This is a genomic window from Streptomyces cucumeris (assembly GCF_024295805.1).
Lineage (GTDB): Bacteria > Actinomycetota > Actinomycetes > Streptomycetales > Streptomycetaceae > Streptomyces > Streptomyces cucumeris.
Genome location: NZ_JANCLX010000035.1, coordinates 26,177 through 38,963, shown reverse-complemented (window position 1 = coordinate 38,963; position 12,787 = coordinate 26,177). Strand labels below are relative to the sequence as shown.

The 12,787-nt window shown below is 71.0% G+C and carries 12 protein-coding genes; 6 read left to right on the top strand and 6 right to left on the bottom strand.

Annotated features, from left to right (window positions below; genetic code table 11):
* The first annotated feature begins 14 nt into the window (after positions 1–14).
* The 4 genes from NMK44_RS34445 (at position 15) to NMK44_RS34430 (ending at position 4,562) form a co-directional block, all read left to right on the top strand.
* Positions 15–1,034: a LacI family DNA-binding transcriptional regulator gene (locus tag NMK44_RS34445; protein ID WP_254750581.1), complete on the top strand. Its 1,020-nt coding sequence runs from the start codon at positions 15–17 to the stop codon at positions 1,032–1,034.
* Between the two features lie 137 nt (positions 1,035–1,171).
* A complete protein-coding gene (locus NMK44_RS34440; protein WP_254750579.1) occupies positions 1,172–2,275 on the top strand; it encodes a S1C family serine protease in 1,104 nt (367 codons plus the stop codon).
* Positions 2,276–2,394: 119 nt separating this feature from the next.
* Positions 2,395–3,135, top strand: a complete 741-nt coding sequence (locus NMK44_RS34435) for a response regulator transcription factor (RefSeq protein WP_254750577.1) — start codon at positions 2,395–2,397, stop codon at positions 3,133–3,135.
* Entirely contained in the window at positions 3,132–4,562 is a 1,431-nt protein-coding gene (locus NMK44_RS34430; protein WP_254750575.1) for a sensor histidine kinase, read from the top strand. The genes NMK44_RS34435 and NMK44_RS34430 overlap by 4 nt, the downstream gene beginning before the upstream one ends.
* Before the next feature lie 5 nt (positions 4,563–4,567).
* On the opposite strand, the gene NMK44_RS34425 is transcribed toward NMK44_RS34430, so the two are convergent.
* From NMK44_RS34425 to NMK44_RS34415, 3 genes are all read right to left on the bottom strand, one after another.
* Positions 4,568–5,878: an LmeA family phospholipid-binding protein gene (locus NMK44_RS34425; protein WP_254750573.1), complete on the bottom strand. Its 1,311-nt coding sequence runs from the start codon at positions 5,876–5,878 to the stop codon at positions 4,568–4,570.
* Between the two features lie 138 nt (positions 5,879–6,016).
* Positions 6,017–6,277 carry an RNA recognition motif domain-containing protein gene (locus NMK44_RS34420; RefSeq protein ID WP_254750571.1) on the bottom strand — a complete coding sequence of 87 codons (261 nt, stop codon included), beginning with the start codon at positions 6,275–6,277 and terminating at the stop codon, positions 6,017–6,019.
* 116 nt (positions 6,278–6,393) lie between these two features.
* On the bottom strand, positions 6,394–7,224 hold the full coding sequence (locus NMK44_RS34415) for a class I SAM-dependent methyltransferase (RefSeq protein ID WP_254750569.1): 831 nt from the start codon (positions 7,222–7,224) through the stop codon (positions 6,394–6,396).
* 422 nt (positions 7,225–7,646) lie between these two features.
* Between NMK44_RS34415 and NMK44_RS34410 the strand changes: the two genes are divergently transcribed.
* Entirely contained in the window at positions 7,647–8,336 is a 690-nt protein-coding gene (locus NMK44_RS34410) for a M23 family metallopeptidase (protein ID WP_254750567.1), read from the top strand.
* Here the strand turns inward: NMK44_RS34410 and NMK44_RS34405 are convergent.
* Positions 8,330–8,923: a TetR/AcrR family transcriptional regulator gene (locus NMK44_RS34405; protein WP_254750565.1), complete on the bottom strand. Its 594-nt coding sequence runs from the start codon at positions 8,921–8,923 to the stop codon at positions 8,330–8,332. The genes NMK44_RS34410 and NMK44_RS34405 overlap by 7 nt on opposite strands.
* 161 nt (positions 8,924–9,084) lie before the next feature.
* On the opposite strand from NMK44_RS34405, the gene NMK44_RS34400 reads away from it, so the two are divergent.
* On the top strand, positions 9,085–10,689 hold the full coding sequence (locus NMK44_RS34400; protein WP_374215383.1) for an MDR family MFS transporter: 1,605 nt from the start codon (positions 9,085–9,087) through the stop codon (positions 10,687–10,689).
* Between the two features lie 88 nt (positions 10,690–10,777).
* Here the strand turns inward: NMK44_RS34400 and cseC are convergent, their stop codons facing one another.
* Together cseC and cseB are read right to left on the bottom strand one after the other, a co-directional pair.
* Positions 10,778–12,076, bottom strand: a complete 1,299-nt coding sequence (cseC, locus tag NMK44_RS34395; RefSeq protein WP_254750563.1) for a two-component system sensor histidine kinase CseC — start codon at positions 12,074–12,076, stop codon at positions 10,778–10,780.
* 3 nt (positions 12,077–12,079) lie between these two features.
* On the bottom strand, positions 12,080–12,787 hold the full coding sequence (gene cseB / locus NMK44_RS34390) for a two-component system response regulator CseB (RefSeq protein ID WP_254750561.1): 708 nt from the start codon (positions 12,785–12,787) through the stop codon (positions 12,080–12,082).

The window sequence follows — 12,787 nt, the reverse complement described above, 5'->3', positions numbered from 1 at the left end:
GTAGACTGCCGCGCGTGGCCAAGGTGACGCGGGATGATGTGGCAAGACTGGCGGGGACCTCGACCGCGGTCGTCAGCTACGTCATCAATAACGGACCAAGGCCGGTCGCCCCGGCCACGCGCGAGCGGGTGCTTGCCGCGATCAAGGAGCTCGGCTACCGGCCGGACCGCGTCGCGCAGGCGATGGCGAGCCGCCGTACCGACCTCATAGGGCTGATCGTCCCGGACGCCCGGCAGCCGTTCTTCGCGGAGATGGCACACGCCGTCGAGCAGGCGGCGGCCGAGCGCGGAAAGATGGTCCTGGTCGGCAACTCGGACTACCTCGACGACCGCGAAGTGCACTATCTGCGCGCCTTCCTGGGGATGCGGGTGTCCGGGCTGATCCTGATCAGCCAGGGCCCCAGCGAGAACGCCGCCGCCGAGATCGAGGCGTGGGACGCCCGGGTGGTGCTGCTCCACGAGCGCCCCGAGGCCATCGACGACGTGGCCGTGGTGCTGGACGACATCGGCGGCGCCCAGCTCGCGGTGCGCCATCTGCTGGAGCACGGCCACCCGTACGTCGCCTGTCTGGGCGGCACCGAGATAACGCCCACCGTCGGCGACCCGGTGACCGACCACGTCGAGGGCTGGCGCCGGGCCATGCAGGAGGCCGGACGGTCCACCGAGGGACGGCTCTTCCACGCTCCGTACAACCGCTACGACGCCTACCGGGTCGCACTGGACCTGCTGGCCGGCCCCGACCGGCCCCCCGCGATCTTCTGCGCCACCGACGACCAGGCGTTCGGTGTGCTGCGGGCGGCGCGCGAACTGCGTATCGACGTCCCCGGCGAGCTGGCGGTCGCGGGCTTCGACGATGTGAAGGAGGCCGGGCTCACCGATCCGCCGCTGACCACGGTCGGTTCCGACCGCCCGGCGATGGCGCGGGCCGCGGTGGACCTGGTGCTGGACGACGGCGTACGGGGCGGTTCGCGCCGGGAGCGGGTCAAGCAGTTCCCGTCGGCGCTGGTGATCCGGCGCTCCTGCGGCTGCGCCTGACCCCGAGCCGGAACGGGCCCGCGGCCGGGCGGTCGTGACGGCCGGGACCGGCCTCCTTATCCCGGGCATACCGGTTTCTGCCGGGCTTCTCAGCGGCTCCTCACGCTGTTCTCATCCGGCCGAGACACCGTCGAACCATGACGGACAGCATGCGCCACAGCCGCGACGACGAGCCCCAGCCCTTCTCCTACGGCGGGACGCCGGGCCACCCGGTGCCGCCCGCGTACCCGCCCGCGCAGCCGGTCATCACGCCCTCCGGGGCCACCGTGTGGCCGGGTCCGGGCGGGGCGGGCGGTGCGGACGGCGGCGGGGGCACCACCGCCGCCCTCCCGGACGGTCCGCCGTCCGGCGGCCGTCGCGCCCGGCGCCGCGCACCGCGCTCCCTGGCGCTGATCGCGGCGGTGGCGGTGGCCGCCGCGCTGGTCGGCGGCGGGGCGTCGGCGCTGGTCGTCCGGGCCGCGGACAAGCCCGCCACCGAGATCTCCACCCCGGTCGTCAACACCGGCTCCGGCGGCGACAGCGGGGTCTCGGCGGTGGCCGCGGCGGTGAGCCCGAGCATCGTCGAGATCAGCGCCTCCTCGACGGCCGGCAAGTCCACCGGCTCCGGTGTGGTGCTCACCCGGGACGGCGAGATCATCACCAACAACCATGTGATCTCCGGCGCGGACTCGGTCAAGGTGTCCGCACCGGACGGCAGCACCAGGAGCGCGTCGGTCATCGGCACCGACAGCGGCAAGGACCTCGCGCTGATCAAGGTGAAGGACGCCGACGGGCTCAAGCCCGCCACCCTCGGCGACTCCAGCAAGGTCCAGGTGGGCGACCAGGTGGTGGCCATCGGCTCGCCCGAGGGGCTGACCGGCACCGTCACCAGCGGCATCGTCTCCGCGCTCGACCGCAAGGTCACCGTCTCCACGGGGGAGGGCCAGGACCAGGGCCGGGGAGGGGACGGCGGCCGGTGGCCCTTCGAGTTCGGCGGCGGCGAGTACAACGGCGACGTCGGCTCCTCCACCACCTCCTACAAGGCCATCCAGACCGATGCCTCGCTCAACCCCGGCAACTCCGGCGGTGCCCTGATCAATATGAAGGGCCAGGTCATCGGCATCAACTCGGCGATGTACTCATCGGCTTCGGAGCGTGCCTCCGGCGGCTCCGCGGGCAGCGTAGGCCTCGGCTTCTCCATCCCGGTCAACACCCTCAAGGCCGATCTCGACACCCTGCGCGACGGCGGCACCGACTCCTGACCACCGCCGCCGCGGCGCCCGCCGTGCGAGGCTGGCAGCGACGCCCGCCACCGTCCGGGGCGGAGCGGCCCCGCCGGCGGGGCGCACCGCCCCACCGTCATCTGTGAGGAAACCGGCCCATGACCCCCGCCGACCAGGGCGATCAGCCCGCCCGCATCCTGATCGTCGACGACGAGCCGGCCGTCCGCGAAGCCCTGCGCCGCAGTCTGGTCTTCGAGGGCTACACGACCGAGGTCGCCGTCGACGGTCTGGACGCGCTGGAGAAGGCCGCGAGCTGGGCCCCCGAGCTGATCGTCCTCGATGTGCTGATGCCCCGGATGGACGGGCTGACGGCCGCCCGGCGGCTGCGCGCGTCCGGGGTGACCGTCCCGGTGCTGATGCTCACCGCGCGGGACACCGTCGGCGACCGGGTCACCGGGCTGGACGCGGGCGCCGACGACTACCTCGTCAAACCCTTCGAACTCGATGAGCTGCTCGCCCGGATCCGTGCCCTGCTGCGCCGCAGCTCCTACGCCGCGGCCGCGCACGAGGCGGTCACCGAGGACGACGCGCTCACCTTCGGCGACCTGCGGATGGACCTGGCCACCCGCGAGGTGACGCGCGGCGCGCGGCGGGTGGAGCTGACCCGGACCGAGTTCACCCTGCTGGAGATGTTCCTCGCCCACCCCCGCCAGGTGCTCACCCGTGAGCAGATCCTCAAGGCGGTGTGGGGCTTCGACTTCGAGCCCTCGTCCAACTCGCTCGATGTGTACGTGATGTACCTGCGCCGCAAGACGGAGGCGGGCGGTGAACCGCGGCTGGTGCACACCGTCCGCGGAGTCGGCTACGTCCTGCGCCCCGGGGACGGCGATCCCTCGTGACCGGGGGCGGTCCGCTGCGCGCACGGCTGCCGCTGCGCTCCCGGCTGGCGCTGCTGACCGCGGTCGCGGTGGCGGTCGCGGTGGCGCTGTCCGCGTTCGCCTGCTGGTTCGTCACCCGGGAGCAGCTCACGGGCGCGCTGGACGACAAGCTCCACGATGTCTCCGGCGTCTACGTCCGCGATCTGGTGGAGGCGCAGAGCACCTGCTCGCCCCAGTCCCAGCCGGGCGCCGGATCCCGGCCCGGCGCGTCCGACGTACAGCTCGTGCTCTCCGACGGGGACCGGTGCGTCGCCCGTGGCTCCCGCGCCGTGAAGGTGACCGGGGACGACATCGCGGTGGCCCGGGGGCGGCTCAACGACGTCACCCACGACGGCAGGGCGGCGGACGGCACCCGGATGCGGGTGTACACCTTCGTCACCTCATCGCAGGGCGGTATCCCGCCGTTGACGGTGTCCGTCTCCCGGCCGCTGAGCGAGGTCACCGAACCGCTGGGCACCCTCGCCCTGGTGATGCTGGTGGTCGCGGGTGTCGGTGTGCTCGGCGCCGGGGCGGCGGGGCTGTGGATCGCCCGTACCGGGCTCAAACCGGTGGACCGGCTGGCGGAGACGGTCGAGCATGTGGCCCGCACCGAGGACCTGGCGGTGCGCATCCCGGCCGAGGGCGACGACGAGATCGCCCGGCTGTCCCGGTCCTTCAACGCCATGGCGGCCGCTCTGGCCTCCTCACGCGACCGCCAGCAGCAGCTCATCGCGGACGCCGGACATGAGCTGCGCACCCCGCTCACCTCGCTGCGCACCAATGTGGAGCTGCTGGTGCGCAGCGAGCAGACCGGCCGCGCACTGCCGCCCGCCGACCGGGACGCGCTGATGGCGAGCGTGAAGGCGCAGGTCACCGAATTGGCCGCGCTGATCGGCGATCTCCAGGAGCTGGCCCGGCCGGACGCGCTGCCCGGCAGCGGACCACTCCAGGTGGTCGCGCTGCACGAGGTGGCGCTGGCCGCGGTGGAGCGGGCCCGGCTGCGCGGGGTGGGGCTGACCGTCGACGCGGCGCTGGACCCCTGGTACGTCCGCGGGGAACCGGCGGCCCTGGAGCGGGCGTTGGTCAACCTCCTGGACAACGCCGTGAAGTTCAGCCCTGCGGGGGGTGCGGTCGATGTCGCGCTCAGCGGCGGGGAGCTGACCGTACGGGACCGGGGGCCGGGTGTCGCGGACGATGAACTGCCGCATGTCTTCGAGCGGTTCTGGCGTTCCCCGTCCGCCCGCAGCCTCCCCGGCTCCGGTCTGGGGCTGTCGATCGTGGCCCGTGCCGTCCAGCGGTCCGGCGGCGAGGTGGGGCTGCGGCCCGCGGCGGGCGGCGGCACCGTCGCCTGGATCCGGCTCCCGGGAGCGCCGACGGCCCCGCCCGGGGAGGCGGGGCCGTCGGGCTGAGGCTCTCAGCGGGTCTTGCCCAGGTGCAGTTCGGTGCCGACCAGGTCGGCCACGATGCCTTCCGGCTTCACATGGATGTTCTGGATGTGGATGCCCTTGGCCTTCTTCGGCATCTGGAAGGAGAGCGACAGCTTCTCCGACAGCTCCGGCACCTTCAGCTTGGTCAGTGCGGAGGCCACCGCCGGGTTGATCCCCAGCTTCTTGACCAACTGCGGGTGTTCGGCCACCAGATCGACGAAGTTGACCTTCATCAGCGCCGGGATGAACTTCGGCGAATTGGTGATCCGCTCCACCCGCTCGTTCTCCGGGAGCGACCGTCCCGCGGACTCCGGCTCCACCCCGAGCTGCCGCGCCACGGATCCCACCGTCAGCAGCGCCTTGGCCTTCTCGGCGTCCCGGCTGATCCGCTCCGCGGTCTTGCGGTGCAGCCGCAGTCCCTCGTCGCGGCCGGGGCGGTAGGTGGCGACCCCGGGCATGTCCAGGCGCATTCCGCTGACGCTCGTGGAGATCCCGCGGTCCCCGTCACGGCGGATCTTCGCCATGGCGTGCATGGTCACCTGCTGTCCGGCGACCGGGAGTTTGCCGTCGGCGCGCACCGACTCGGGGCCGGTGGCCCGGAACTTCACCTGGGAGGCGCCCAGTTCACGGTTGAGGTCCTCGAAGGCCAGCAGCACATCGCCCTTCATCTGGCCCGCCACGGCGCCGTGGATGGAGCTGGGCAGATCGCCGGTGAGGGTGATGTCCTCGGCCCTGGCGCTCACTTCGGCGAGCGAGACCCGGTCGGCCGCCACATCGGGCACCGTGACATCGACCCGGTCCAGATGCTTGTCCCACACCTGGGTGAGGAACGGGAAGCCGTGGATGGTCACGTTCGGCGCGGTGGCCAGCCCCATCTTCTTCTGGAGCTGTTCCTCGGCCTTCTTCTCCGCGTACATCACGGCGCAGCGGTCGGCCAGCAGCAGCAGAGCGGTTGCCACCAGGGCGCCGATCACCAGCTTCGCCGCGATCGGCACGGCCGCGAAGCGGTTGCGGGCGCGCCGGGAGCGGCGGCGGTGGTTGGGCGGTGTCCACGGCTCGTCCGCGGTGCCCTCGCCGTCGGCGCCGTCCTCGTCATCGGCCTTCAGCCCGAGACCGAGCGGGTCGTCCGGGTCGTACGGGTCGGCCAACTCGGCCAGTTCCTCATACGGGTTGCTGTAGACGGCCGGGTCGGGCGCTGGGGCGGCGTCCTGGGCCGGGTGCTGCGCGCCGATGCGCGCGAAGTCATGGGCGCTGTCGTACGTGTCGTCGTACGCGGGGAGGTATGCGGTGTCGTTCAAATCCGTGCTGGTTACATCGGTGTGAGAATTCCGGGGACGGGGTGGAGATATGCGTGTGGGGGATCGCATCGGACCATCCCACCACGGCATACTGCACCCCTTGCAAGTCCTAGCGGTGATACGTGGCGAACGGCACGCTCACCGTCCACCGCGCGAGACGGCGCGGGCCTCGGTCACCGTCACCGTCCGCCCGTTCATCTCCTGCCCGTCGAGCTGGGACATAGCCTTCTCGGCCGCCATGTCCTCCATTTCCACGAAGCCGAACCCGCGGGAGCGGCCGCTCTCCCGGTCGGTGATGACGGTGGCGTCCAGCACCTCGCCGATCTGCCCGAACAGGGTCGCCAAGTCGTCCTTCGTCACCTGGTAGCTCAGGTTGCCCACATGCAGTCGCTTCGACATGACCGGCTCTCCTCGTTCTGGGTGCAGCGAATCGGGATAATGTTCTCAACTCCCAACAGCCCAGGCATTACGGGTGGGCCGAACCGGTCATACGGCAGCCGCCGCCGCCGGTCCGGTCAGCGGCCGCCGCCGCCCTTCACCGCGCGGAGCGAGTACATCAGCGGAATCCGCGGATGCCCTTCGGGGAACGCGTACCCGCGTGTCTCGTCGCGCTCCAGCGCCGGATAGCGCTGGAACGCCGTGGTCGGGTGCTCGTGCAGGAACTCGATCCGCAGTCCCGCCCCGGCCAGGGCGGTCACCACCTCGCCCAGCGGATGCAGCCACTGCACGGAGACGGTCCGGGTGAGCGGCGGACCGTCGGTGTAGGTGTGCGGGGAGTCGAAGGTCTCGGCCCCGGGCTGGAAGTAGTCCTCGACGACGCGGGTGCCGTCGTCGTCGAGGGTGTCGGTCAGCGGGTGGAACTCCACGAGGTACAGCGCGCCCCCGTCCACCAGCAGCTCGGACACCACCCGCGCCCAGCGGACCAGGTCGGGCAGCCAGACCAGGGAGCCGCGTCCGGTGTAGACGATGTCGAACCGCGCCCCGCCGAGGGCCTCGACGGCCGCGTACACATCCGAGACGACGAACCGGGCCCGGTCGGCGAGGCCGATGTCCCCGGCCAGACCGCGCGCGGTGCGCACGGCGGGCTCGGAGAAGTCCAGGCCGGTCACCTCCGCGCCGCGGCGGGCCCAGGAGAGGGTGTCCTGTCCCATATGGCACTGGAGGTGGGCCAGCCGTCTGCCCCGTACCTCACCGAGCTCCGCCGGTTCGAAGGGGCGCAGGGTGGAGGCTCCCGCGCGGAACCCGGCCAGATCGTAGAAGTCGCTGGCGGCGTGGACCGCGACCCGGTCGTCCCAGTTCTCCCGGTTGCGCGTCAGCCAGTCGGGGGCGTTGTCGGCGGTGGTCATGGCCGGACGGTAGCGGCTGCGGACCGGGGTGGCGAACGGATTTCCGGGGGCCGCCGGCGGGCGGGGCCTTGGTCCTGAAACGGACGGCCGTAAGTCCCGCCGGAAGGGAATTCGATCTTATGGCCCGGTGATATGCGGCACAGCCCACTACGGGCCTACTACGGGAATTAGGGGTGAGGTCGCATAGCGGGCGGTCAAGTTTTCACCCATTGATCAACTTGCTGTGAATCCCCAGCTCAGACCTGTTTTTGCGACCTCTTTAACCGGCTTGCAAGGTGATCGGGGAAGGAATCTTGACCCTTAAACCGCTACTGGTCTCCTTAGTAGAGACTTATCTTGGCGGAATCGCGGTGACGGGATACCAAGGAGCGTCTGTTCCGGCCCCCAGCCGGTACCCCTGACGTTCTGGAGGTCGTTTCTCTATGTCGCCGCGTGCCATATTCCGCCGTTCCTCTCTCCTCTCCGGCCGTCGCGCCCGCGTCGCCGTCGTCGCCGCGGGCGTGAGCGCCTCGGTCGCGCTCGGCGCCGGAGCGGCGCTCGCCGCCGAAGCCGCCAAGAGCACCGACACCCTGACGGTGAGCTCCGCCGCCTCCCTCGGGGCCTCGGTGAAGGCTCAGGCCGCCGCCGTGGAGAAGGCCGTCACCGCCGAGAAGGCGGCGGCCACCAAGGTCACCGCGGCCAAGGCCGCCGAGGACACGTGGGTGACCCCGGTCGCCAAGTACACGCTCGGCGCCACCTTCGGCCGCGCGGGCGCCCTGTGGACCAACAACCACAGCGGCCAGGACTTCGTCGTGCCGACCGGCACCTCGGTGCGCGCCGTCCACGACGGTGTGGTCGTCAAGGCGGGCCCCAACGGCGGCGGCGACGGTCCGGCGTACGGCAACGCCATCGTGATCAAGCACGACGACGGCAGCTACACCCAGTACGCCCACCTGTCGGACATCCGTGCCTGGATCGGCGAGACCGTGAAGACCGGCGAGGAGATCGCCCTCTCCGGCTCCACCGGTAACTCCACCGGCCCGCACCTGCACTTCGAGGGCCGCAGCACCCCCGACTACGGCTCGGCCTACGACACCGGCCGCTACATGAAGGACCGTGGCATCCGCTACTGACCCTGATGGGCCTGCGTCACCAGATCGAGGGCGACTTCGAGGGCAGCCTTGCGCTTGTCCTCGGGGTCGCCCTCGATCGTCTGCAGGGCGAACAGCCCCGCGTGCATGCTGAACAGCGCGGTCACACAGCGGACCTGGTCCGACAGTGAGGCGTCGTGCTCCCGGATGAGATCGGACATCGCGAACATCCGGTCCTTGAAGAGCTGGCCGATGCTGCTCAGCTCGCGCACCGTCGCCTGGTTCTCCTGCATGAAGCGGAACAGCGGGGCGGCGTTGGTCAGCGCGGCGCTGTAGCGGCGCAGCAGCTCCTGCTTGGTCTCCAGGGTGCGGGGCTGCTCCGCGCCCCAGGCGATCAGCTCGTCCAGCGGCCGCCCGAGGTCCTGGAAGAGGCTGAGGAGGATGTCCTCCTTGGTCTTGAAGTGGTAGTACAGGGCGGCCTTGGTGACCTCGAGGTGCTCGGCGATCTCCCGCAGCGAGGTCTTCTCGTAGCCGCGCTCGGCGAAGAGTTCCAGGGCGACGTCCTGGATGCGCTGGCGGGTGTCTCCCCGGCGCGCCTTCGGCTCGCCTCCGCGCGCTGTGCTGCCCATGGTCGTCTCCTGTGTCCGTGTCCGGGCCCCCGTCGGGCCGCGGCCTTGCTTACTTGACGCCCGGCTAGTTGACGTCCTACCGTCTCCACTGTACGCAACTAGCCGGTCGGCAAGTAAGTGGCCGGTTGCGACCTCAGTCAACACCAGGGGGAGTGGAGATCATGTCCCAGATCCAGCCGGGAGGCGAAGCGCCGCCCACCGCGGTGCCACCGCAGGGAAAGCCGGAACGGAAGCCGCGCAGCACCGGTGTGGTGATGCTGGCCCTGATGATCACGATGTTGCTCGCGATGCTCGACAACATGATCGTCGGTACCGCGATGCCCACCATCGTGGGAGACCTCGGAGGGCTCAACCACCTCTCCTGGGTGGTCACCGCCTATACGCTCGCGACCGCCGCCTCGACCCCCATCTGGGGCAAGCTCGGCGACATGTACGGCCGCAAGGGCATCTTCCTCACCTCGATCGTGATCTTCCTGGTGGGATCGGTGCTCTCCGGTCTGGCCCAGTCCATGGGACAGCTCATCGGCTTCCGGGCGCTCCAGGGCCTGGGCGCCGGTGGTCTGGTGGTCGGCGTGATGGCGATCATCGGTGATCTGGTGCCGCCGCGGGAGCGCGGCAAGTACCAGGGCATGATGGCCGCGGTGATGGGCATCGCCATGATCGGCGGCCCGCTGGCCGGCGGCACCCTGACCGACCACCTCGGCTGGCGCTGGATCTTCTACATCAACGTGCCGCTCGGCGCGATCGCCCTGGCCGCGGTCACCGTCGTGCTGCACCTGCCGAAGAAGCGGACCGAGGCGCGGATCGACTACCTCGGAGCCGGGCTGCTGACCGTCGGGATCACCGCGCTGGTGCTCATCACCACCTGGGGCGGCACCGAGTACGACTGGCTCTCGGTCCAGATCTTCGGTCTCGGGGCGGTCGCCGTCGCCTCCGTCACCGCCTTCCTCTACGTCGAGCGGCGGGCGGCCGAACCGGTGCTTCCGCTGCATATCTTCCGCAGCCGCAACTTCTCGGTGATCACCTTCGTCGGCTTCCTGGTCGGCTTCGTGATGTTCGGCGCGCTCACCTTCCTGCCGCTGTACCAGCAGACCGTGCAGGGCGCCTCCGCCACCAACTCCGGGCTGCTGCTGCTCCCGATGCTGCTGACCATGCTGCTGATCTCGCTGGTGGTGGGCCGTATCACCAGCGAGACCGGCAAGTACCGGATGTTCCCGATCGTCGGCGGGGTGCTGCTCACCGCCGGAATGGTGCTGCTGGGCACGATGGACACCGGCACCAGCCGGCTGACCACCGGGATCTACATGGCGGTGCTCGGCGCCGGTATGGGCTTCCTGATGCAGCTCACCATGCTGATCGCACAGAACAGCGTGGAGATGAAGGACATGGGCGTGGGCTCCTCCTCGGCCACGCTCTTCCGCACCCTCGGCGGCTCCTTCGGTGTCGCGATCCTCGGGGCGCTCTTCACCCACAAGGTGCAGGACACCATGGTCGAGCGGGCCGGGGACAAGGGGAAGGCGATGACCTCGGGCGGTGCCCAGCTGGAGCCCTCCCAGCTCGACAAGCTGCCCACCGCGGTCAGGGACGCCTACGCCCACGCCGTCTCCGACGGCACCCACCAGGTCTTCCTGTGGGGTTCGCTGGCCGCCCTGCTCGCCTTCGCCGCCTCCTGGTTCATCAAGGAGCTGCCGCTGCGCGGCGCGGAGCCCAAGGGCGGCGGTGACGGGGCCCCGGCCGACCGGGCTCCGGTCGCCGAGAGCGTCTGAGCCGGATCCGCATCCCCCGCCGGGCTGCCCGGCGCCATCTCCTCGGACCCGTATCCACGGGACGGGGAGGGCGCCGGGCAGCCCGCTGTCAGTCCGGGACCTCGATGACCGGGAAGCTGCCGGTGTTGGTGGGCGCGGACTCCGGCAGCCACAGCACCGCCACCGCGCCGTCCGCACCCTCCGCCGTCGGCTCCGCGTTCCGGAAGGTCAGCCGGGCGCCCAGCACCCGCGCCTGGCCCGCGGCGATGGTCAGCCCCAGTCCGTGCCCCTTGCCCGCCCGGTCCTTGCTGCCGGTGCGGAAACGGCTCGGCCCGTCCTTCAGCAGCGACTCGGGGAAGCCGGGACCGTGGTCGCGGACCCGCAGCACCCGCCCCTCCACGGTCACCTCGAACGGCGCCCTGCCGTGCCGGGCCGCGTTGGCCAGGAGATTGCCGAGGATCCGCTCCAGACGGCGCGGATCGGTGGACACATGGGCGTCCCGCAATACGGTGACCTCCGCGTCCGGGGCCACCACCCGCACCCGGCGGGAGATGAACTCGCCCAGTTCGATCTCCTGGAGCTCGGCGCGCTCGGCGAAGCCGTCGAGACGCGCCACCTCCAGCACATCCTCGACCAGGGTGCGCATGGCCTGCGCCCGGTCCCGGACCAGCTCGGTCGGGCGCCCCGGGGGCAGCAGCTCGGCGGCGGTGAGCAGTCCGGTGACCGGGGTGCGCAGCTCATGGGCGATATCCGCGGTGACCCGCCGCTCCGCTTCCAGCCGCTCCTGCAGCGCCTCGGCCATACCGTCGACGGCGCGGGCGAGGTCGTCGGTCTCATCGCGCACCCGGCCGCCGATCGCGTCCCGGATGCGCACCTCGGAGTCGCCCTCGGCCAGTTTGCGGGCGGCGGTGGCGGCCTTGCGCAGCCGCCGGGAGAGCTGGTCGCCGATGAGCACCCCGAGCGCGATCCCGCCCAGCACCACCGAGACCGAGCCCAGGATCAGCACCCGGTCCAGATCGTCCAGGACGGCGAACCGGTCCTTGAACTTGGTGTGCACGGACAGCACCTTGCCGTTCCGCAGCGGGACCGAGGCCCACACCTCGGGGGTGCCGGTGCCGGAGTCCTCCAGATAGGTGGCGCGCTGGCCGCGCCACGCCTCCTTCTTCAGCAGCTCGGGCAGTTCGGGGTCGTCCAGTTTGGCGCCGAAGCCCAGCACCCGGGACTGCTCGTACCAGCGCTGGGCGGTCTTCACCCGCTCGTCCATCACATTGCGGCTGTTGTCGAGCATGGAGACCCGGGCCGCGTTGTGCACCACCAGGCTCAGCGCCACGGCGACGAGCGCGCTGACGGCGGCGATGGCCAGACTGACCTTCCAGCGCAGACCGGAGCGGAGAGCGAGCTTCACCACGGGTCAGCCCTTGAGCTTGTAGCCGAAGCCACGGACCGTCTCGATGCGGTCCTGGCCTATCTTGCCGCGCAGCCGCTGCACATGGACGTCCACCACCCGGGTGTCCCCGCCCCAGCCGTACTCCCAGACCCGCTCCAGCAGCTTGTCGCGGGAGAGCACGGTGCCCGGCGCGGAGGAGAACTCCAGCAGCAGCCGCATCTCGGTCGGGGTCAGGGCGACCTGCTCACCGCCCTTGCGGACCTCCATGCCCTCGGGGTCCACCTCCAGATCGCCGAACCGCAGCACACCGCAGTCCGGCTCCTCCGGGCCGTCCTCGCCGTTCCGGCCGCCGGGGCCGCTGGCGTGGCCGAAACGGCGCAGCACCGCCCGGATCCGGGCGACCAGCACCGCGCCGTCGAAGGGCTTGGTGACGTAGTCGTCGGCACCGGCCTCCAGGCCGAGCACCACGTCGATCGCGTCGGCGCGGGCCGACAGCATGATCACGGGAACGGTGGACTCATCGCGGATCCGGCGGCACAGGCTCACCCCGTCCAGTCCCGGAACCATCACGTCCAGCAGCGCGATATCGGGCCGGTGGGCGCGGAACTGCTCCAGCCCGGTCAGCCCGTCGGGCGCGGCGGTCACCTGGAAACCGTCGCGCTCCAGCGCGAGCTGGGTGGCCTCGCGGATGACATCGTCGTCCTCGACGAAGAGCACATGGGTTTCGGCCAC